The organism is Escherichia sp. HH26CH, from assembly GCF_009820205.1.
Taxonomy (GTDB): Bacteria; Pseudomonadota; Gammaproteobacteria; order Enterobacterales; family Enterobacteriaceae; genus Escherichia; species Escherichia coli_F.
Genome location: NZ_VNXM01000058.1, coordinates 1 through 21274, shown reverse-complemented (window position 1 = coordinate 21274; position 21274 = coordinate 1). Strand labels below are relative to the sequence as shown.

Sequence of the window (21274 nt, the reverse complement as noted above, 5' to 3'; positions counted from 1 at the left end):
GCAATTGATTTAGTGTATATCTAATTATTGTAAACAAGCACTGTTTTCTCCGGGAAGGTTCTGATGCGTCCGTGTTAAACTAAGAGAATCTATCTCTTTTGTACCTTCAGGACGATGAAAAAGAAAAGACCCGTACTTCAGGATGTGGCTGACCGTGTTGGCGTGACCAAAATGACGGTCAGCCGTTTTTTACGCAACCCGGAGCAGGTTTCCGTCGCTCTACGTGGCAAGATTGCCGCCGCTCTTGATGAACTGGGTTATATTCCCAATCGCGCGCCCGATATCCTCTCTAACGCCACCAGCCGGGCGATTGGCGTCCTGTTACCTTCACTCACCAACCAGGTTTTCGCTGAAGTATTACGCGGTATCGAAAGCGTCACCGACGCACACGGTTATCAGACGATGCTGGCGCACTACGGTTATAAACCGGAAATGGAGCAAGAACGCCTCGAATCAATGCTTTCCTGGAATATCGACGGACTTATTCTCACCGAACGTACCCACACGCCCCGCACCTTAAAGATGATTGAAGTAGCGGGTATTCCGGTGGTGGAGCTGATGGACAGTAAGTCGCCGTGTCTCGATATCGCCGTCGGTTTTGATAACTTTGAAGCGGCACGCCAGATGACCACCGCCATTATTGCTCGCGGGCATCGTCACATTGCCTATCTCGGCGCACGCCTCGACGAACGTACTATCATCAAACAGAAGGGATATGAGCAGGCGATGCTGGATGCAGGCCTGGTGCCGTATAGCGTGATGGTCGAGCAATCTTCTTCTTACTCTTCCGGTATTGAACTGATTCGCCAGGCGCGGCGGGAATATCCGCAGCTGGATGGCGTATTTTGTACTAATGATGACCTGGCGGTCGGCGCGGCGTTTGAATGTCAGCGTCTGGGGCTGAAAGTTCCTGACGATATGGCGATTGCCGGTTTCCACGGTCATGACATTGGTCAGGTGATGGAGCCACGGCTGGCGAGCGTGCTGACGCCGCGTGAGCGGATGGGCAGCATTGGCGCTGAGCGCCTGCTGGCGCGTATTCGTGGCGAATCTGTGACACCGAAAATGTTAGATTTAGGTTTCACCTTGTCACCGGGCGGATCTATTTAAGCTCACAAATTTGAAGTAGCTCACACTTATACACTTAAGGCACGGATGGATATTGCTTCTGTTTTTGTCCGGCTGGACAATGTTACCGATAACAGTTACCCGTAACATTTTCTGATTCTTGTATTGTGGGGGCACCACTTTGAGCACGACTAACCATGATCACCACATTTACGTCTTGATGGGCGTATCGGGCAGCGGCAAATCTGCAGTCGCCAGTGAAGTGGCGCATCAACTTCATGCCGCGTTTCTTGATGGCGATTTCCTCCATCCGCGCTGCAATATCGAAAAAATGGCGTCTGGCGAACCGCTGAACGACGACGATCGCAAACCATGGTTACAGGCGCTTAACGACGCCGCGTTTGCCATGCAGCGCACCAATAAAGTGTCGCTGATCGTCTGTTCTGCACTGAAAAAGCACTATCGCGACCTGCTGCGTGAAGGTAATCCGAATCTCTCTTTCATCTACCTGAAAGGCGATTTTGATGTAATTGAAAGCCGTCTGAAAGCGCGCAAAGGCCATTTCTTTAAAACCCAAATGCTGGTGACGCAGTTTGAAACGCTGCAGGAGCCGGGTGCGGACGAAACCGATGTACTGGTGGTGGATATCGATCAACCGCTGGAAGGTGTTGTGGCAAGCACCATTGAGGTTATTAATAAAGGCAAATAAGTAGTGACTACATTAACGCTTGTTTTAACAGCAGTAGGGTCTGTTTTACTGCTGCTGTTTTTAGTCATGAAGGCGCGTATGCACGCTTTCCTGGCTTTGATGGTGGTGTCTATGGGGGCTGGCCTTTTTTCTGGTATGCCGCTCGATAAAATCGCAGCGACGATGGAAAAAGGGATGGGAGGCACCCTCGGCTTCCTGGCGGTAGTTGTCGCCCTGGGAGCCATGTTTGGCAAGATCTTACATGAAACCGGCGCAGTCGATCAGATTGCCGTCAAAATGCTCAAATCCTTCGGTCACAGTCGTGCGCATTATGCCATTGGCCTTGCGGGTCTGGTCTGTGCGCTACCGCTGTTCTTTGAAGTGGCGATTGTTCTGCTGATTAGCGTTGCTTTCTCAATGGCGCGCCACACCGGTACGAACCTGGTGAAACTGGTAATCCCATTATTCGCAGGCGTGGCGGCAGCGGCGGCGTTCCTGGTGCCGGGGCCTGCGCCAATGCTATTGGCATCGCAGATGAACGCTGACTTTGGCTGGATGATCCTGATTGGCCTGTGTGCGGCAATCCCGGGAATGATTATTGCCGGGCCGCTGTGGGGTAATTTCATCAGCCGCTACGTGGAGCTGCATATTCCTGACGATATCAGCGAACCGCATCTCGGCGAAGGCAAAATGCCGTCCTTCGGATTCAGCCTGTCGCTGATCCTGCTGCCGCTGGTGCTGGTGGGGCTGAAAACCATTGCCGCGCGTTTTGTGCCGGAAGGCTCTACCGCTTACGAATGGTTCGAGTTTATCGGTCATCCGTTTACCGCAATTCTGGTCGCTTGCCTGGTAGCAATTTACGGCCTGGCGATGCGTCAGGGTATGCCGAAAGACAAAGTGATGGAGATTTGCGGTCACGCGCTGCAACCGGCGGGGATTATTCTGCTGGTGATTGGTGCAGGCGGCGTGTTCAAACAGGTGCTGGTTGACTCTGGCGTAGGTCCGGCGCTGGGCGAAGCGTTAACTGGCATGGGCCTGCCGATTGCCATCACCTGCTTCGTGCTGGCAGCTGCAGTGCGCATCATTCAGGGTTCTGCCACCGTTGCCTGTTTAACGGCGGTGGGACTAGTGATGCCGGTTATTGAACAACTGAACTACTCCGGTGCGCAAATGGCGGCGCTGTCGATTTGTATCGCCGGTGGTTCGATTGTTGTCAGCCACGTTAACGACGCCGGTTTCTGGTTGTTCGGTAAATTTACCGGCGCGACTGAAGCCGAAACGCTGAAAACCTGGACCATGATGGAAACCATCCTCGGTACTGTCGGTGCCATCGTTGGGATGATTGCGTTCCAGCTGTTGAGTTAATTACTGCGACAAATTACTGCGAGCTAGCTCGCAGTAATTCATTTCTCTTATCTCCTCTCTTCATCTTTTTGATCTCTCTCGCAAATTTACCTGCTAATAATCCGTTCTAATCACTGCCTAAAGATCGCAGGAGATAAAGATGGAAAAGCACGGAGCTGAATTGCTTTTACAGCGGATGTTAGGAAATACCACCGCTACTTTCAGGGAAGGGCAATGGGAAGCCATAGACGCGGTGGTGAACCAACGGCGAAAACTGCTGGTTGTCCAACGCACTGGCTGGGGGAAAAGTGCCGTGTACTTCATCGCCAGTAAAATCTTCCGCGATCGCGGCGCTGGCCCGACAATTATCATCTCTCCTTTGCTTGCCCTGATGCGTAACCAGGTTGCCGCCGCTGAACGGTTAGGTATTACGGCTGAAACGTTGAATTCTACAAACAGGGAAGAATGGCAGCGCATTAGCGATAAGTTGCTGCAAGGTGCGGTCGATTGCTTACTGGTTTCCCCGGAACGTTTGGCAAACCAGGACTTTATCGAAACGGTTTTATATCCTATAGCCGATCGTATTGGTTTGCTTGTGGTCGACGAGGCGCACTGCATCTCTGATTGGGGCCACGATTTTCGCCCGGATTACCGACGTATATTGGATATTTTGCGCCAACTGCCTGCGAATACCCCTGTTCTGGGTACAACCGCGACAGCGAATAACCGTGTCGTTGAGGATATCCGTCAGCAATTGGGTGACATTGTGATTCAGCGTGGAACGCTGGCTCGCGAAAGTTTGGCGCTTGATGCCTTAGTCTTAGGTGAACAGTCATCCCGTCTGGCATGGTTAGCAACGGTTATCCCTCAGTTTTCCAAATCGGGAATTGTTTATACCCTCACTACTCGCGATGCCGAACTTGTCGCCGAGTGGTTAAGGAAAAATGGTATCAGTGCATTTGCTTACTACAGCGGCGTGACTTGTGAAGGCGCGGAAGATTCTAATACTGCCAGGGAATATCTGGAGCAGGCGTTGCTGGCAAATAAAATTAAAGTTCTGGTCGCGACGACGGCGCTGGGAATGGGCTTTGACAAACCGGATTTGGGGTTTGTTATTCATTACCAGATGCCGGGGTCTATTGTCGGTTACTATCAACAGGTGGGGCGTGCCGGGCGTGCTATAGATTCCGCAGTTGGCATATTGCTTTGTGGTGGTGAAGACCTCGCTATTCATAAATTCTTCCGTGAAAGCGCCTTTCCTGCGGAGGCGCAAATTCATGAAATACTCAACGTACTTAGCGTGAATGACGGTCTTACCTTACGAGGCATTGAACAACGGACGAATCTCCGTTATGGGCAAATAGAAAAAGCACTGAAATTATTGGTAGCTGAAAATCCATCGCCTGTGGTGTATACCGAGAAATTATGGCGCAGAACAATTGTCAGTTTTTCTCCTGACCATGAACGAATTAACCATTTGATGAATCAGAGAAAAAGTGAGCTGGCAGACGTTGAAAGCTATATCACGACCAAGGAGTGCAAAATGCAATTTCTGCGCCGCGCACTCGATGAGCCAAGTGCCGAACGTTGTGGTAAATGTAGCAGTTGTCTTCAGCATCCGTTGTTGTCGCCCGACATTGATAGCGGCTTACTCCATGCGGCAAACTTATTTATTAAACACGCTGACCTGCCATTAAATCTCAATAAGCAGGTGGCAGCTGGGGCTTTTACGCAATACGGATTTAAAGGGAACTTGCCTGCGGGTTTACAAGGATCTACGGGGCGAATCCTTTCTCGTTGGGGAGATTCTGGGTGGGGAAAGCAGGTAGCACAGGAGAAAAAAACGGGGCGCTTCAGTGATGAGCTGGTGGAGGCATGTGCGGAAATGGTTCGCCAACGCTGGAATCCGCATCCTGAACCAACCTGGGTATGCTGCGTTCCTTCATTAAGGCACCTCGACCTGGTTCCTGATTTTGCCCGGCGACTGGCGGCGAAACTTGGCTTACCTTTTATTGATGCCATTGAAAAAGTCGTGGACAATCCACCGCAGAAAATGCAGCAAAACCGTTTTCACCAGTGTCAAAATCTCGACGGGGCGTTTGTGATTACCCCTCCTTTGATGCCAGGTCCGGCGTTGCTGGTTGACGATATCGTGGATTCTGCATGGACGCTGACAGTTCTGACAGCACTGTTACGCCAGGCAGGTTGCCCGACGGTTTATCCTCTTGCCCTTGCTTCTACCTCGGTAAAAAATTGATGAATCTTTCAGCCAATGCACAAGCAACTCTCCTGCTAACCAGCGATTTTTCTCGCGCGGCGGCGAGTGAGTATAAACCTCTTAGTAATAGTGAATGGGGGAAGTTTGCATTATGGCTGAAGCACCAACGTATCAGTCCCGCCGATCTTCTGGTGCCGCAACCGCAAGAGAAACTTACAGGCTGGAGCGATCCGCGTATTTCTCAGGAGCGTATTCTTGGCTTGCTGGCGCGTGGTCATAGTCTGGCGTTGGCGGTAGATAAGTGGCAACGCGCCGGTTTATGGATCTTAACCCGCGGAGATGCCGATTATCCCGTTCGCTTGAAAAACCGATTGCGAACGGATGCACCTCCCGTTTTATTTGGCTGCGGGAATAAAGCATTACTGCAAGCGGAAGGTATGGCGATTGTTGGCTCGCGAGATGCTCCGACTGACGATTTGCGCTATACCCAACAACTGGCAGCGAAACTGGCCCAACAGGGGATTTGCGTTATCTCTGGTGGTGCGCGAGGTATTGATGAATGTGCAATGGCGTCGGCACTGGAGGCCGGGGGAACTGCCGTTGGCGTATTAGCTGATAGCTTGTTAAAAACGAGCACGTTAGTGAAATGGCGTGAAGGGCTTATAGCAGGCAACCTGGTGTTGATTTCGCCGTTTTACCCAGAGGTTAGTTTCACTGTCGGCAATGCGATGGCGCGGAATAAATATATTTATTGCCTTGCTGAAAGCGCAATGGTTGTACGTGCGGGAATGACCGGTGGAACGATAACCGGGGCGATGGAAGCATTAAAACATCAGTGGCTGCCTGTGCAGGTTAAACCAAATCAGGATATGCAATCAGCCAATTCACGATTAGTAGAAAATGGGGCGTCATGGAGTACTGAACAGGCTGAGAATGTGACGTTCAGACTGCCAGACGTTACTGGGCTGATTTATGACAAAGCACTCCGTAACGCTCAACCAGAACTGTTTTCGCTGCATGAAGATGACACAAATTACGCAGTAATGCTCGCGCATACGCCTGTCGATTTTTATCAACTCTTTGTGGCAGAACTGGCGATCCTTGCAAAGGAATCGATAAGTATTGAAAGGCTGGCGTCTTGTACTGGTTTAACCATCGAACAAATTCGTGTGTGGCTGAACCGCGCAGAAGAAGAGGGAAGGGTTATTCGATTGGGCGAAGTTCATTATCAGTTCAGGTAATAAAACAGGTGCCGCGTCTGGTTGTGTGCAGCACCTGTTTGAACCTTATCCCTTCATCCACATTCGAATACCGTCGAGGAACATCTGGGTTGCCATCATCACCAGAATCAATCCCATCAGGCGTTCAAGTGCATTCACCCCTTTCTCGCCCAGCAGACGTAAAAATAGCGAAGACTGTAGCAGGATGACAAAGGTGCCACCCCAGGCCAGCAGCAGAGCAATTACCAGATGTCCCATCTGATTCGGGTACTGATGAGACAACAACATCAGCGTGGCGAGAATAGTCGGCCCGGCGACTAACGGAATTGCCAACGGCACGATAAACGGCTCTTCACCTGCCGGAAGCCCGCTGCTATTTCCTGAAGCACTGGGGAAAATCATCTTAATGGCGATCAGAAACAGAATGATGCCGCCAGAAATGGAGACGGTTTCTGCCCGCAGGCTAAGAAATGCCAGAATTTTCTCACCCGCAAACAGGAACACCAGCATCACCAGGAGAGCAATAAGCAACTCTCGCACCATGATTGCCCGCCGTCTTTTCGGTTCAGTATGTTTCAGTACGGACATGAAAATAGGTAGGTTTCCGAGCGGATCCATAATCAGGATCAATAAAACTGCTGCAGAAATGATTTCATTCATAACTCAAATTCCCTGATAATTGCCGCGGACTTTCTGCGTGCTAACAAAGCAGGTGATCTGGAGGCGCTAAAGGCCCTCGATATCATTGTGACCTGTCAGGGCGGCGATTATACCAACGAAATCTATCCAAAGCTTCGTGAAAGCGGATGGCAAGGTTACTGGATTGACGCAGCATCATCTCTGCGCATGAAAGATGACGCCATCATCATTCTTGACCCCGTCAATCAGGACGTTATTACCGACGGATTAAATAATGGCATCAGGACTTTTGTTGGCGGTAACTGTACCGTAAGCCTGATGTTGATGTCGTTGGGTGGTTTATTCGCCAATGATCTTGTTGATTGGGTGTCCGTTGCAACCTACCAGGCCGCTTCCGGCGGTGGTGCGCGACATATGCGTGAGTTATTAACCCAGATGGGCCATCTGTATGGCCATGTGGCAGATGAACTCGCGACCCCGTCCTCTGCTATTCTCGATATCGAACGCAAAGTCACAACCTTAACCCGTAGCGGTGAGCTGCCGGTGGATAACTTTGGCGTGCCGCTGGCGGGTAGCCTGATTCCGTGGATCGACAAACAGCTCGATAACGGTCAGAGCCGCGAAGAGTGGAAAGGGCAGGCGGAAACCAACAAGATCCTCAACACATCTTCCGTAATTCCGGTAGATGGTTTATGTGTGCGTGTCGGGGCATTGCGCTGCCACAGCCAGGCATTCACTATTAAATTGAAAAAAGATGTGTCTATTCCGACCGTGGAAGAACTGCTGGCTGCGCACAATCCGTGGGCGAAAGTCGTTCCGAACGATCGGGAAATCACTATGCGTGAGCTAACCCCAGCTGCCGTTACCGGCACGCTGACCACGCCGGTAGGCCGTCTGCGTAAGCTGAATATGGGGCCGGAGTTCCTGTCAGCCTTTACCGTGGGCGACCAGCTGCTGTGGGGGGCCGCGGAGCCGCTGCGTCGGATGCTTCGTCAACTGGCGTAATCTTTATTCATTAAATCTGGGGCGCGATGCTGCCCCTGTTAGTGCGTAATACAGGAGTAAGCGCAGATGTTTCATGATTTACCGGGAGTTAAATAGAGCATTGGCTATTCTTTAAGGGTGGCGGAATACAAGAGTATTTACAGCCTTACCTGAAGTGAGGACGACGCAGAGAGGATGCACAGAGTGCTGCGCCGTTCAGGTCAAAAAAATGTCACAACCAGAAGTCAAAAATTCAGTTGGATGGGGTGACACAATAAAACAGGAAGACAAGCATGTCCGATCGTATCGATAGAGACGTGATTAACGCGCTAATTGCAGGCCATTTTGCGGATCCTTTTTCTGTACTGGGAATGCATAAAACCACCGCGGGACTGGAAGTCCGTGCCCTTTTACCCGACGCTACCGATGTGTGGGTGATTGAACCGAAAACCGGGCGCAAACTCGCAAAACTGGAGTGTCTCGACTCACGTGGATTCTTTAGCGGCGTCATTCCGCGGCGTAAGAATTTTTTCCGCTATCAGTTGGCTGTTGTCTGGCATGGTCAGCAAAACCTGATTGATGATCCTTACCGTTTTGGTCCGCTAATCCAGGAAATGGATGCCTGGCTATTATCTGAAGGTACGCATCTGCGCCCATATGAAACCTTAGGCGCGCATGCAGATACTATGGATGGCGTCACAGGTACGCGTTTTTCTGTCTGGGCTCCAAACGCCCGTCGGGTCTCGGTGGTTGGGCAATTCAACTACTGGGACGGTCGCCGTCATCCGATGCGCCTGCGTAAAGAGAGCGGCATCTGGGAACTGTTTATCCCTGGGGCGCATAACGGTCAGCTCTATAAATACGAGATGATTGATGCCAATGGCAACTTGCGTCTGAAGTCCGACCCTTATGCCTTCGAAGCGCAAATGCGCCCGGAAACCGCGTCTCTTATTTGCGGGCTGCCGGAAAAGGTAGTGCAGACTGAAGAGCGCAAAAAGGCGAATCAGTTTGATGCGCCAATCTCTATTTATGAAGTTCACCTGGGCTCCTGGCGTCGCCACACCGACAACAATTTCTGGTTGAGCTACCGCGAGCTGGCCGATCAACTGGTGCCTTATGCTAAATGGATGGGCTTTACCCACCTCGAACTGCTGCCCATTAACGAGCATCCGTTCGATGGCAGTTGGGGTTATCAGCCAACCGGCCTGTATGCACCGACCCGCCGTTTTGGTACCCGCGACGACTTCCGTTATTTCATTGATGCCGCACACGCAGCTGGTCTGAACGTGATTCTCGACTGGGTACCAGGCCACTTCCCGACCGATGACTTTGCGCTTGCCGAATTTGATGGCACGAACTTGTATGAACACAGCGATCCGCGCGAAGGCTATCATCAGGACTGGAATACGCTGATCTACAACTATGGTCGCCGTGAAGTCAGTAACTTCCTTGTCGGTAATGCACTTTACTGGATCGAACGTTTTGGTATTGATGCGCTGCGCGTCGATGCTGTGGCATCAATGATTTATCGCGACTACAGCCGTAAAGAGGGGGAGTGGATCCCGAACGAATTTGGCGGGCGCGAGAATCTTGAAGCGATTGAATTCTTGCGTAATACCAACCGTATTCTTGGTGAGCAGGTTTCCGGTGCGGTGACAATGGCTGAGGAGTCTACCGATTTCCCTGGCGTTTCTCGTCCGCAGGACATGGGCGGTCTGGGCTTCTGGTACAAGTGGAACCTAGGCTGGATGCATGACACCCTGGACTACATGAAGCTCGACCCGGTTTATCGTCAGTATCATCACGGTAAGCTCACCTTTGGGATGCTCTACAACTACACTGAAAACTTCGTCCTGCCGTTGTCGCATGATGAAGTGGTCCACGGTAAAAAATCGATTCTCGACCGGATGCCAGGCGACGCATGGCAGAAATTCGCTAACCTGCGCGCGTACTATGGCTGGATGTGGGCATTCCCGGGCAAGAAACTGCTGTTCATGGGGAACGAATTTGCCCAGGGCCGCGAGTGGAACCATGACGCCAGCCTCGACTGGCATCTGCTGGAAGGCGGCGATAACTGGCACCACGGTGTCCAGCGTCTGGTGCGCGATCTGAACCACACCTACCGCCACCATAAAGCAATGCATGAACTGGATTTTGACCCGTATGGCTTTGAATGGCTGGTGGTGGATGACAAAGAACGCTCGGTGCTGATCTTTGTTCGCCGCGACAAAGCCGGGAATGAAATCATCGTTGCCAGTAACTTTACTCCGGTGCCGCGTCATGATTATCGCTTCGGCATTAACCAGCCGGGTAAATGGCGTGAGATCCTCAATACCGATTCCATGCACTATCACGGCAGTAATGCAGGCAATGGCGGCACGGTACACAGCGATGAGATTGCCAGCCACGGTCGTCAGCATTCACTAAGCCTGACACTACCACCGCTGGCCACTATCTGGCTGGTTCGGGAGGCAGAATGACACAACTCGCCATTGGCAAACCCGCCCCCCTCGGCGCGCATTACGACGGTCAGGGCGTCAACTTCACACTTTTCTCCGCTCATGCCGAGCGGGTAGAACTGTGTATCTTTGACGCCAATGGCCAGGAACATCGCTATGACTTGCCAGGGCACAGTGGCGACATTTGGCACGGTTATCTGCCGGATGCGCGTCCGGGTTTGCGTTATGGTTATCGCGTTCATGGCCCCTGGCGACCCGCCGAGGGACATCGCTTTAACCCGGCGAAGTTGTTGATTGATCCTTGCGCGCGGCAAATTGACGGGGAGTTTAAAGATAACCCGCTGCTGCACGCAGGTCATAATGAACCTGACTATCGCGACAACGCCGCCATTGCGCCGAAATGTGTAGTGGTGGTTGATCACTATGACTGGGAGGATGATGCCCCGCCGCGCACGCCGTGGGGCAGCACTATCATTTATGAAGCCCATGTCAAAGGATTAACGTATCTGCACCCGGAGATCCCCGTCGATATCCGCGGCACTTATAAAGCCCTGGGGCATCCGGTGATGATCAACTATTTGAAACAGTTGGGCATTACTGCGCTGGAGTTGCTGCCGGTGGCACAATTTGCCAGCGAACCACGCCTGCAACGTATGGGGTTAAGTAACTACTGGGGCTATAACCCGGTAGCGATGTTTGCGCTGCATCCGGCGTATGCCTGCTCGCCAGAAACGGCGCTGAATGAGTTTCGCGATGCAATCAAAGCACTGCATAAAGCGGGTATCGAAGTCATTCTTGATATCGTGCTTAACCATAGTGCGGAACTGGACCTCGACGGTCCGTTATTCTCTCTGCGTGGGATCGACAACCGTAGCTATTATTGGATAAGAGAAGACGGTGATTATCACAATTGGACAGGCTGTGGCAACACGCTCAATTTGAGTCATCCGGCGGTGGTGGATTATGCCAGCGCCTGCCTGCGTTATTGGGTAGAAACCTGCCACGTCGATGGTTTCCGTTTTGATCTGGCGGCAGTCATGGGCCGTACGCCTGAGTTCCGTCAGGATGCGCCGTTGTTTACCGCAATTCAGAACTGCCCGGTGCTCTCGCAGGTGAAGTTAATTGCCGAACCGTGGGATATTGCGCCTGGTGGTTATCAGGTGGGAAATTTCCCGCCACTGTTTGCTGAGTGGAACGATCATTTCCGCGATGCTGCCCGTCGTTTCTGGCTGCATTATGATTTGCCTCTGGGGGCGTTTGCCGGGCGTTTTGCTGCCTCCAGCGATGTTTTTAAACGTAATGGTCGTCTGCCGAGTGCCGCGATTAATCTCGTCACCGCGCATGACGGTTTTACGCTTCGCGACTGCGTTTGCTTCAACCATAAACACAATGAAGCAAACGGAGAAGAAAATCGCGACGGGACCAACAACAATTACAGTAACAATCATGGTAAAGAAGGATTAGGCGGTACTCTTGACCTGGTTGAACGGCGGCGCGACAGCATTCACGCCCTGTTAACAACGTTGTTGCTCTCCCAGGGTACGCCGATGTTACTGGCCGGTGACGAACATGGTCATAGCCAGCATGGCAATAACAATGCCTACTGTCAGGATAATCAATTAACCTGGTTGGACTGGTCGCAGGCAAGCAGTGGTTTAACCGCATTTACCGCCGCGTTAATCCATCTGCGCAAGCGCATTCCCGCTTTGGTGGAGAATCGCTGGTGGGAAGAAGGCGACGGCAATGTCTGTTGGCTAAATCGATATGCTCAACCTTTAAGCACGGATGAGTGGCAAAACGGGCCGAAACAGCTGCAAATTCTGCTCTCGGATCGCTTTTTGATCGCAATTAACGCCACGCTTGAGGTAACAGAGATTGTTTTACCTGCTGGGGAGTGGCACGCCATTCCCCCATTCGCTGGAGAGGATAACCCAGTGATTACGGCTGTCTGGCAGGGACCTGCACACGGATTGTGTGTGTTCCAGAGATGATAAAAAAGGAGTTAGTCATGGTTAGTTTAGAGAAGAACGATCACTTAATGTTGGCGCGCCAGCTGCCATTGAAATCTGTTGCCCTGATACTGGCGGGAGGACGTGGTACCCGCCTGAAGGATTTAACCAATAAGCGAGCAAAACCGGCCGTACACTTCGGCGGTAAGTTTCGCATTATCGACTTTGCACTGTCTAACTGCATCAACTCCGGGATCCGTCGTATGGGCGTGATCACCCAGTACCAGTCCCATACTCTGGTGCAGCACATTCAGCGCGGCTGGTCATTCTTCAATGAAGAAATGAACGAGTTTGTCGATCTGTTGCCAGCGCAGCAGAGAATGAAAGGGGAAAACTGGTATCGCGGCACCGCAGATGCGGTCACGCAAAACCTCGACATTATTCGCCGTTACAAAGCGGAATATGTGGTGATCCTGGCGGGCGACCATATCTACAAGCAAGACTACTCGCGTATGCTTATCGACCACGTCGAAAAAGGCGCACGTTGCACCGTCGCTTGTATGCCTGTACCGATTGAAGAAGCCTCCGCATTTGGCGTTATGGCGGTTGATGAGAACGATAAAATTATCGAATTCGTTGAAAAACCCGCTAACCCGCCGTCAATGCCGAACGATCCGAGCAAATCTCTGGCGAGCATGGGTATCTACGTCTTTGACGCCGACTATCTGTATGAACTGCTGGAAGAAGACGATCGCGATGAGAACTCCAGCCACGACTTTGGTAAAGATTTGATTCCCAAAATCACCGAAGCCGGTCTGGCCTATGCGCACCCGTTCCCGCTCTCTTGCGTACAATCCGACCCGGATGCCGAGCCGTACTGGCGCGATGTGGGTACGCTTGAAGCTTACTGGAAAGCGAACCTCGATCTGGCATCAGTGGTGCCGGAACTGGATATGTACGATCGCAATTGGCCAATTCGCACCTACAATGAATCATTACCGCCAGCGAAATTCGTGCAAGATCGCTCCGGTAGCCACGGGATGACCCTTAACTCACTGGTTTCCGGCGGTTGTGTGATCTCCGGTTCGGTGGTGGTGCAGTCCGTTCTGTTCTCGCGCGTTCGCGTGAATTCATTCTGCAACATTGATTCCGCCGTATTGTTACCGGAAGTATGGGTAGGTCGCTCGTGCCGTCTGCGCCGCTGCGTCATTGATCGTGCTTGTGTTATTCCGGAAGGCATGGTGATTGGTGAAAACGCAGAGGAAGATGCACGTCGTTTCTATCGTTCAGAAGAAGGCATCGTGCTGGTAACGCGCGAAATGCTACGGAAGTTAGGGCATAAACAGGAGCGATAATGCAGGTTTTACATGTATGTTCAGAGATGTTCCCGCTGCTTAAAACCGGCGGTCTGGCTGATGTTATTGGGGCATTACCCGCAGCACAAATCGCAGACGGCGTTGACGCTCGCGTACTGTTGCCTGCATTTCCCGATATTCGCCGTGGCGTAACCGATGCGCAGGTGGTATCTCGCCGTGATACCTTCGCTGGGCATATCACGCTGTTGTTCGGCCATTACAACGGGGTTGGCATTTACCTGATTGACGCGCCGCATCTCTATGATCGTCCGGGAAGCCCGTATCACGATACCAACTTATTTGCCTACTCTGACAACGTATTGCGTTTTGCGCTGTTGGGGTGGGTTGGGGCAGAAATGGCCAGCGGGCTTGACCCATTCTGGCGCCCTGATGTGGTGCATGCGCACGACTGGCATGCGGGCCTTGCGCCTGCGTATCTGGCGGCGCGTGGGCGTCCGGCGAAGTCGGTGTTTACTGTGCACAACCTGGCCTATCAAGGCATGTTTTATGCACATCACATGAATGACATCCAATTGCCATGGTCATTCTTTAATATTCATGGGCTGGAATTCAACGGACAAATCTCTTTCCTGAAGGCTGGTCTGTACTATGCCGATCATATTACGGCGGTCAGCCCGACCTACGCTCGCGAGATCACCGAACCGCAGTTTGCCTACGGTATGGAAGGTCTGTTGCAACAGCGTCACCGTGAAGGGCGTCTTTCCGGCGTACTAAACGGCGTGGATGAAAAAATCTGGAGTCCAGAGACGGACTTACTGTTGGCCTCGCGTTACACCCGCGATACGTTGGAAGATAAAGCGGAGAATAAGCGCCAGTTACAAATCGCAATGGGGCTTAAGGTTGACGATAAAGTGCCGCTTTTTGCAGTGGTGAGCCGTCTGACCAGCCAGAAAGGTCTCGACCTGGTGCTGGAAGCCTTACCAGGCCTTCTGGAGCAGGGCGGACAGCTGGCGCTACTCGGCGCGGGTGATCCGGTGTTGCAGGAAGGTTTCCTTGCCGCGGCCGCGGAATATCCCGGACAAGTGGGCGTTCAGATTGGCTATCACGAAGCATTTTCGCATCGCATTATGGGCGGCGCGGACGTCATTCTGGTGCCCAGCCGTTTTGAACCGTGCGGCTTAACGCAACTTTATGGATTGAAGTACGGTACGCTGCCGTTAGTGCGGCGCACCGGTGGGCTTGCTGATACGGTTTCTGACTGTTCTCTTGAGAACCTTGCAGATGGCGTCGCCAGTGGGTTTGTCTTTGAAGATAGTAATGCCTGGTCGCTGTTACGGGCTATTCGACGTGCTTTTGTACTGTGGTCCCGTCCTTCACTGTGGCGGTTTGTGCAACGTCAGGCTATGGCAATGGATTTTAGCTGGCAGGTCGCGGCGAAGTCGTACCGTGAGCTTTACTATCGCTTGAAATAGTTTTCAGGAAACGCCTATATGAATGCTCCGTTTACATATTCATCGCCCACGCTTAGCGTAGAAGCTCTTAAGCATTCTATCGCTTACAAGCTGATGTTTACGATTGGCAAGGACCCGGTCGTCGCCAATAAACATGAATGGCTGAACGCAACATTATTTGCTGTGCGCGATCGTCTCGTGGAGCGCTGGTTACGTTCAAACCGTGCCCAGTTGTCGCAAGAAACGCGTCAGGTTTACTACCTGTCGATGGAATTTTTGATTGGCCGTACGCTTTCCAACGCCATGTTGTCGCTAGGAATTTACGAAGATGTACAGGGCGCACTGGAAGCGATGGGATTAAATCTCGAAGAGCTGATTGATGAAGAAAATGACCCGGGCCTCGGTAACGGTGGTCTGGGACGTCTGGCGGCTTGCTTCCTCGATTCTCTGGCGACGTTAGGGTTGCCGGGGCGTGGTTACGGTATCCGTTATGACTACGGTATGTTCAAGCAGAACATCGTTAACGGTAGCCAGAAAGAGTCGCCTGACTACTGGCTGGAATACGGTAACCCGTGGGAATTCAAACGCCACAACACGCGCTATAAAGTCCGTTTTGGTGGTCGCATTCAGCAGGAAGGTAAAAAAACGCGCTGGATCGAAACCGAAGAGATTCTGGGAGTGGCTTACGATCAGATTATCCCAGGTTACGACACCGACGCGACCAACACGCTGCGTTTGTGGAGTGCGCAAGCCAGTAGCGAAATTAACCTCGGTAAATTCAACCAGGGTGACTACTTCGCGGCAGTGGAAGATAAAAACCACTCCGAAAACGTATCCCGCGTACTGTATCCGGACGACTCCACCTACTCCGGGCGTGAACTGCGTCTGCGTCAGGAATATTTCCTGGTTTCTTCGACCATCCAGGACATTTTAAGTCGCCATTATCAGTTGCATAAAACCTACGATAACCTGGCGGATAAAATCGCGATTCACCTCAACGACACCCACCCGGTGTTGTCGATTCCTGAGATGATGCGTCTGCTGATTGATGAGCATCAATTTAGCTGGGACGACGCATTTGAAGTGTGTTGTCAGGTCTTCTCCTACACCAACCACACGCTAATGAGCGAGGCGCTGGAAACCTGGCCGGTTGATATGCTGGGTAAAATTCTGCCGCGTCACCTGCAGATCATCTTTGAAATTAACGACTATTTCCTGAAAACCTTACAGGAACAGTATCCGAACGATACCGACCTGCTGGGACGGGCGTCGATCATTGATGAATCCAACGGTCGTCGCGTGCGTATGGCCTGGCTGGCGGTTGTGGTGAGCCACAAGGTTAACGGTGTATCAGAATTACACTCTAACCTGATGGTGCAGTCGCTATTTGCTGATTTTGCGAAAATCTTCCCTGGACGTTTTACCAATGTCACCAATGGTGTGACCCCACGTCGCTGGTTAGCGGTAGCGAACCCATCGCTTTCAGCTGTGCTGGACGAACACCTGGGCCGTAACTGGCGCACCGACCTTAGCCTGCTTAATGAGCTGCAACAACACTGTGATTTCCCAATGGTTAATCACGCGGTGCATCAGGCGAAGCTGGAGAACAAAAAGCGTCTGGCGGAGTATATCGCCCAGCAGCTGAATGTGGTGGTAAATCCGAAAGCGCTGTTCGATGTGCAAATCAAACGTATTCACGAATACAAACGTCAATTGATGAATGTGTTGCACGTGATCACCCGCTATAACCGCATCAAGGCCGACCCGGATGCGAAGTGGGTACCGCGCGTGAATATTTTTGGCGGCAAGGCCGCTTCGGCTTACTACATGGCGAAGCACATTATCCATTTGATCAATGACGTAGCGAAAGTGATCAACAACGATCCGCAGATTGGCGACAAGCTGAAAGTCGTGTTCATCCCGAACTACAGCGTTAGCCTGGCACAGTTGATCATTCCGGCGGCCGATCTATCTGAACAGATTTCTCTGGCAGGGACGGAAGCTTCCGGCACCAGTAATATGAAGTTTGCACTTAACGGCGCGCTGACTATCGGTACGCTGGACGGTGCGAACGTCGAGATGCTGGATCATGTTGGTGCTGACAATATCTTTATCTTTGGTAACACGGCGGAAGAAGTTGAAGAACTGCGTCGTCAGGGCTACAAACCGCGTGAATACTACGAGAAAGATGAGGAGCTGCATCAGGTGCTGACGCAAATCGGCAGCGGTGTATTCAGTCCGGAAGAACCGGGGCGCTATCGCGATCTGGTTGATTCGTTGATCAACTTCGGCGATCACTACCAGGTACTGGCGGATTATCGCAGCTATGTCGATTGTCAGGATAAAGTCGACGAACTTTACGAGCTTCAGGAAGAGTGGACCGCAAAAGCGATGCTGAACATTGCCAATATGGGCTACTTCTCTTCAGACCGTACAATCAAAGAGTACGCTGATCATATCTGGCATATTGATCCAGTGAGATTGTAAGTTCACTAAAAAATAGAACGGGGCCAAATCGGTCCCGTTTTTTTTCGCCTTTATTTCGGAGAAGTGTCCAGAGGGGCAAGGGGACTCGGGGGAGTATAATTTCGCCATTCAGAAAGAATGGAAAGAATAATGCAAAACAGAAAATGGATTTTGACCTCGCTGATAATGACTTTTTTCGGCATCCCCATACTGGCGCAATTTTTGGCAGCGGTTATTGCCATGCTGGGGGCCGGGCTTGCCGCTATTCTTGAGGCTTGCAATTTACTCTTTACGCCAACAATTTATCTTCTACTCAACGTCTTTATGCTGACGCTGGGGGCGATAATCCTATTTTTCTCTGGTCGCGTGTGGGCCGGTGATAGCGCACCAGAAAACAGAGAAATAGCCGTCTGGCGGCAATGCTTTTTTCTTTTACCTGCACTGTTAACTCTGGTTGGCTGGATAATCACGCTACATCTGGCAGATTATCAATTTCGCCAAATGGGAGCAGGTTGGTTGGCAGAGCTTATGCTCCCCTGGCTGGGAGTTTTGTTAGTCTCATTAGTCGGAGGTGAGTTCTGGTGGATAGTCATTATACCCGTTGGTGCGCATATTAGTTTTTCGCTGGGGTATGGCTGGCCGACCAGATATCCTTTAACCGGCACGTACGGGTTACGTTGCCGTAATTCCCTCCTGTTTATCCTTCTCATGCTTGGTTTTATCGCTGGTTATCAGGCTTATTTATATAAACAGATTAATCCCGGCGTCGGTGTGCGTGAAAATATTGATACCTGGGCCTGGCGACCCGATAAACTCAATAATCAACTGACGCCACTGCGTGGTAAACCGCAAATTCAGTTTACACAAAACTGGCCGCGACTCGATGGTGCTACGGCGGCGTACCCAATTTATGCTTCTGCCTTTTATGCGTTGAGCGTTATACCGGAAGATTTCCACACCTGGGAATATCTGGAGAACTCTCGTACCCCCGATGCATATAACAGGATTGTTAAAGGTGATGCCGATATTATTTTTGTGGCGCAACCTTCCGGTGGGCAGAAAAAACGCGCAGAGGAATCGGGCGTCACTTTGAACTACACTCCTTTCGCCCGTGAAGCATTCGTTTTCATCGTCAATGCGGATAACCCGGTTAATTCCCTGACTGACCAACAGGTGCGTGACATCTTCAGTGGCGCAATTACCAACTGGCGTACTGTTGGCGGTAACGATCAGGAGATCCAGACCTGGCAACGCCCGGAAGACTCTGGCAGCCAGACAGTGATGCAATCGCAGGTCATGAAAAATGTCCGCATGATCTCGCCGCAGGAAACCGAAGTGGCAAGCATGATGGAGGGAATGATTAAAGTTGTTGCCGAATACCGTAATACAAACAACTCAATAGGCTACACCTTCCGCTATTACGCAACACAAATGAACGCTGACAAGAATATCAAATTAGTAGCGATTAACGGTATTGCACCGACTGCGGAAAATATTCGTAACGGCAAATATCCGTATATCGTCGATGCCTTTATGGTAACGCGGGAAAATACTACGTCAGAAACACAAAAACTGGTCGAATGGTTTTTAACGCCGCAGGGGCAGAGTCTGGTGGAAGATGTGGGTTATGTACCGTTGCATACAACAATGAAATAACTTTTGAGAGAACGGAATCAGCGCGATGAATAAATTCATAGGCGTTTTACTGCTAGGTGCGGTTTTACTGGCGGGATGTGTCGACCGGGAAGGGTACTATAACAGCGTCAGGGAAGAAGAGAGTCATGGACTGACGTCTCTGCGGGGGCAACCTGAATTACGTTACAACGATGATTGGTCAAGATGGCCGAGAGTGTACGGCGCTACAGCCTTATACCCGCTGTATGCCTCCGCGTATTATGAATTAGTACCCGAGCCAAAAGATAAGGATCGAACCTCGCTGGCCTGGCAGGCGTATGGTTTGCAACAAACCCGAACAGCTGAAGCCTACGATAGTCTGATCAAGGGTACCGCGACGGTTATTTTTGTTGCACAACCGTCGGAAGGACAGAAAAAACGTGCAGAAGAAGCAGGCGTTAAACTGAAATATACCGCGTTTGCCCGCGAAGCCTTTGTCTTTATCGTTGATATCAAAAACCCGGTTAATTCACTTAGCGAACAGCAGGTCAAAGACATTTTTAGCGGTAAAGTGAGTCGCTGGAATAAAGTGGGCGGCGGTGACGAAAGTATAAAAGTCTGGCAGCGGCCAGAAGATTCTGGAAGCCAAACGGTTATGAAGGGACTGGTTATGCAAGATACTCCAATGCTGCCAGCCAAAAAATCCACTGTTATCGATCTTATGGGCGGTTTAATTACCGAAGTCGCCGACTACCAAAACACAACATCTTCCATTGGATACACCTTCCACTATTACGTCACACGTATGAATGACAATATGCTCAAAATGCGCAAACAGATCAAACTGCTAGCTATAAATGGCATTGCGCCTACAGAGGGAAATATCCGTAACGGCACTTATCCGTACATAATTGATGCTTATATGGTGACGCACGAAACCCCTACGCTGGAAACGCAGAAATTCGTCGACTGGTTTTTAAGCCCGCAGGGACAGCAATTGGTAGAGGATGTGGGGTATGTGCCGATTCATGACGCATCATACGAATCATCAGTGCAATAATGATGAATAAAATCAGACTTTATATTCCTCCGTTAATTCTTGGTTTTGTTATTGTGCCGTTGTTGGTGTGGCCGACGGTGGTTGCGCTGGCTGCTTCTGTTATCACGCTGAGTTTTCTGGGAGAGATACTGTTCTCTATCCCGCTCATGATCAGGCGTATTTCACTTCTGCAATTACAACTATGGTTATCGGCTGAATATGCGCTTTTCTGCTGTGCAATGGTGGGCGTTGGTTGGCAATTTGCTCGTATAACTCAATCTGAATTGAAAAGCAGACTGCATTGTTGGCTGGTATTTGCACCAGTTTATTTCTGGTTGCTCCTGTGGAATATCATTTTCTATGTCGCGCCAGCGAATATTGCGTTGCTGGAGAATATGCGCAGTTTCTTTCTGACAGTTGTCTGGCTCCCACTAAATTTTTCGCCATTTTGGTCTCAACCGTGGATTGACTTTGTCGGTCCAATAAGCGCACAGCTTGGTTTTGCGTTGGGATATTATTGCCAGTGGCGTAGCAAAAATAGAAGCCAGATACGGAAGTGGAGTGAGTGGGGAACGTGCCTGAGTTTTGTTACGTTGGGTATGATGGCGTGGGCTTTGCGGTAATTCCCTGACTCAAAAAGTAGGTCAGATTGTTGACAAAGTGCGCTTTGTTCATGCCAGATGCGACATGAACGTCTTATTGGCCTACAAGACCATGCAAATTCAATATATTGCATAAGCCACGTAGATACTGTTATGGCCTGCAAGTTTTTTTCTACCCCGGTTTCCCAGATTGCAGGCATGCCAGACACAGCGCCGT

At 51.0% G+C, this 21274-nt stretch carries 14 protein-coding genes and 1 pseudogene; 14 read left to right on the top strand and 1 reads right to left on the bottom strand.

Going from position 1 to position 21274, the window contains the following annotated elements; all coding sequences use genetic code 11:
* Positions 1-114 precede the first annotated feature (114 nt).
* The 5 genes from gntR (at position 115) to FQ015_RS18390 (ending at position 6559) form a co-directional block, all read left to right on the top strand.
* The gene (gene gntR, locus FQ015_RS18410; protein WP_000730252.1) at positions 115-1110 is read left to right on the top strand and encodes a gluconate operon transcriptional repressor GntR; all 996 of its coding nucleotides are present in this window, start codon (positions 115-117) and stop codon (positions 1108-1110) included.
* A gap of 139 nt (positions 1111-1249) precedes the next feature.
* The gene (gene gntK, locus FQ015_RS18405; RefSeq protein WP_000108321.1) at positions 1250-1777 is read left to right on the top strand and encodes a gluconokinase; all 528 of its coding nucleotides are present in this window, start codon (positions 1250-1252) and stop codon (positions 1775-1777) included.
* Between the two features lie 3 nt (positions 1778-1780).
* A complete protein-coding gene (gntU, locus tag FQ015_RS18400; protein ID WP_000210111.1) occupies positions 1781-3121 on the top strand; it encodes a gluconate transporter in 1341 nt (446 codons plus the stop codon).
* A gap of 139 nt (positions 3122-3260) precedes the next feature.
* The gene (locus FQ015_RS18395; protein ID WP_039020633.1) at positions 3261-5357 is read left to right on the top strand and encodes a RecQ family ATP-dependent DNA helicase; all 2097 of its coding nucleotides are present in this window, start codon (positions 3261-3263) and stop codon (positions 5355-5357) included.
* Complete coding sequence (locus FQ015_RS18390; RefSeq protein WP_148936333.1) at positions 5264-6559, top strand: DNA-processing protein DprA; 1296 nt, start codon at positions 5264-5266, stop codon at positions 6557-6559. The genes FQ015_RS18395 and FQ015_RS18390 overlap by 94 nt, the downstream gene beginning before the upstream one ends.
* Positions 6560-6604: 45 nt before the next feature.
* Here the strand turns inward: FQ015_RS18390 and yhgN are convergent, their stop codons facing one another.
* Positions 6605-7198 (bottom strand): NAAT family transporter YhgN, encoded by a 594-nt coding sequence (gene yhgN / locus FQ015_RS18385; RefSeq protein ID WP_001002544.1) that lies wholly within the window; start codon positions 7196-7198, stop codon positions 6605-6607.
* A 48-nt stretch (positions 7199-7246) separates the two neighbouring features.
* Here yhgN and asd point away from each other — a divergent pair.
* From asd to FQ015_RS18340, 9 genes and pseudogenes are all read left to right on the top strand, one after another.
* Positions 7247-8182 (top strand): annotated as a pseudogene (asd, locus tag FQ015_RS18380) (aspartate-semialdehyde dehydrogenase); the annotation flags it as partial.
* Positions 8183-8454: 272 nt separating this feature from the next.
* Positions 8455-10641, top strand: a complete 2187-nt coding sequence (gene glgB / locus FQ015_RS18375) for a 1,4-alpha-glucan branching enzyme (RefSeq protein ID WP_039020631.1) — start codon at positions 8455-8457, stop codon at positions 10639-10641.
* Complete coding sequence (gene glgX / locus FQ015_RS18370) at positions 10638-12611, top strand: glycogen debranching protein GlgX (RefSeq protein WP_160524348.1); 1974 nt, start codon at positions 10638-10640, stop codon at positions 12609-12611. The genes glgB and glgX overlap by 4 nt, the downstream gene beginning before the upstream one ends.
* 17 nt (positions 12612-12628) lie before the next feature.
* Positions 12629-13924, top strand: a complete 1296-nt coding sequence (glgC, locus tag FQ015_RS18365; RefSeq protein ID WP_000253975.1) for a glucose-1-phosphate adenylyltransferase — start codon at positions 12629-12631, stop codon at positions 13922-13924.
* Complete coding sequence (gene glgA / locus FQ015_RS18360) at positions 13924-15357, top strand: glycogen synthase GlgA (RefSeq protein ID WP_160524347.1); 1434 nt, start codon at positions 13924-13926, stop codon at positions 15355-15357. Before glgC ends, glgA begins: the two co-directional genes overlap by 1 nt.
* An 18-nt stretch (positions 15358-15375) precedes the next feature.
* Positions 15376-17823, top strand: coding sequence for a glycogen phosphorylase (gene glgP / locus FQ015_RS18355; RefSeq protein WP_053883627.1), 2448 nt, complete (start codon positions 15376-15378; stop codon positions 17821-17823).
* Positions 17824-17949: 126 nt separating this feature from the next.
* Entirely contained in the window at positions 17950-19458 is a 1509-nt protein-coding gene (locus FQ015_RS18350; RefSeq protein ID WP_160524361.1) for a substrate-binding domain-containing protein, read from the top strand.
* A 25-nt stretch (positions 19459-19483) separates the two neighbouring features.
* Positions 19484-20476, top strand: coding sequence for a PstS family phosphate ABC transporter substrate-binding protein (locus tag FQ015_RS18345; RefSeq protein ID WP_160524346.1), 993 nt, complete (start codon positions 19484-19486; stop codon positions 20474-20476).
* On the top strand, positions 20476-21078 hold the full coding sequence (locus FQ015_RS18340) for a hypothetical protein (protein ID WP_123057645.1): 603 nt from the start codon (positions 20476-20478) through the stop codon (positions 21076-21078). The genes FQ015_RS18345 and FQ015_RS18340 overlap by 1 nt, the downstream gene beginning before the upstream one ends.
* The last annotated feature ends 196 nt before the right edge of the window (positions 21079-21274 follow it).

What these genes read in the sequence shown, in the direction of transcription:
- gntR (WP_000730252.1), top strand. Translation starts at nt 115, where the DNA reads ATGAAAAAGAAAAGACCCGTACTTCAGGATGTGGCTGACCGTGTTGGC.
- FQ015_RS18395 (WP_039020633.1), top strand. Translation starts at nt 3,261, where the DNA reads ATGGAAAAGCACGGAGCTGAATTGCTTTTACAGCGGATGTTAGGAAAT.
- FQ015_RS18390 (WP_148936333.1), top strand. Translation starts at nt 5,264, where the DNA reads ATGGACGCTGACAGTTCTGACAGCACTGTTACGCCAGGCAGGTTGCCC.
- yhgN (WP_001002544.1), bottom strand. Translation starts at nt 7,198, where the DNA reads ATGAATGAAATCATTTCTGCAGCAGTTTTATTGATCCTGATTATGGAT.
- glgB (WP_039020631.1), top strand. Translation starts at nt 8,455, where the DNA reads ATGTCCGATCGTATCGATAGAGACGTGATTAACGCGCTAATTGCAGGC.
- glgX (WP_160524348.1), top strand. Translation starts at nt 10,638, where the DNA reads ATGACACAACTCGCCATTGGCAAACCCGCCCCCCTCGGCGCGCATTAC.
- glgC (WP_000253975.1), top strand. Translation starts at nt 12,629, where the DNA reads ATGGTTAGTTTAGAGAAGAACGATCACTTAATGTTGGCGCGCCAGCTG.
- glgA (WP_160524347.1), top strand. Translation starts at nt 13,924, where the DNA reads ATGCAGGTTTTACATGTATGTTCAGAGATGTTCCCGCTGCTTAAAACC.
- glgP (WP_053883627.1), top strand. Translation starts at nt 15,376, where the DNA reads ATGAATGCTCCGTTTACATATTCATCGCCCACGCTTAGCGTAGAAGCT.
- FQ015_RS18345 (WP_160524346.1), top strand. Translation starts at nt 19,484, where the DNA reads ATGAATAAATTCATAGGCGTTTTACTGCTAGGTGCGGTTTTACTGGCG.
- FQ015_RS18340 (WP_123057645.1), top strand. Translation starts at nt 20,476, where the DNA reads ATGATGAATAAAATCAGACTTTATATTCCTCCGTTAATTCTTGGTTTT.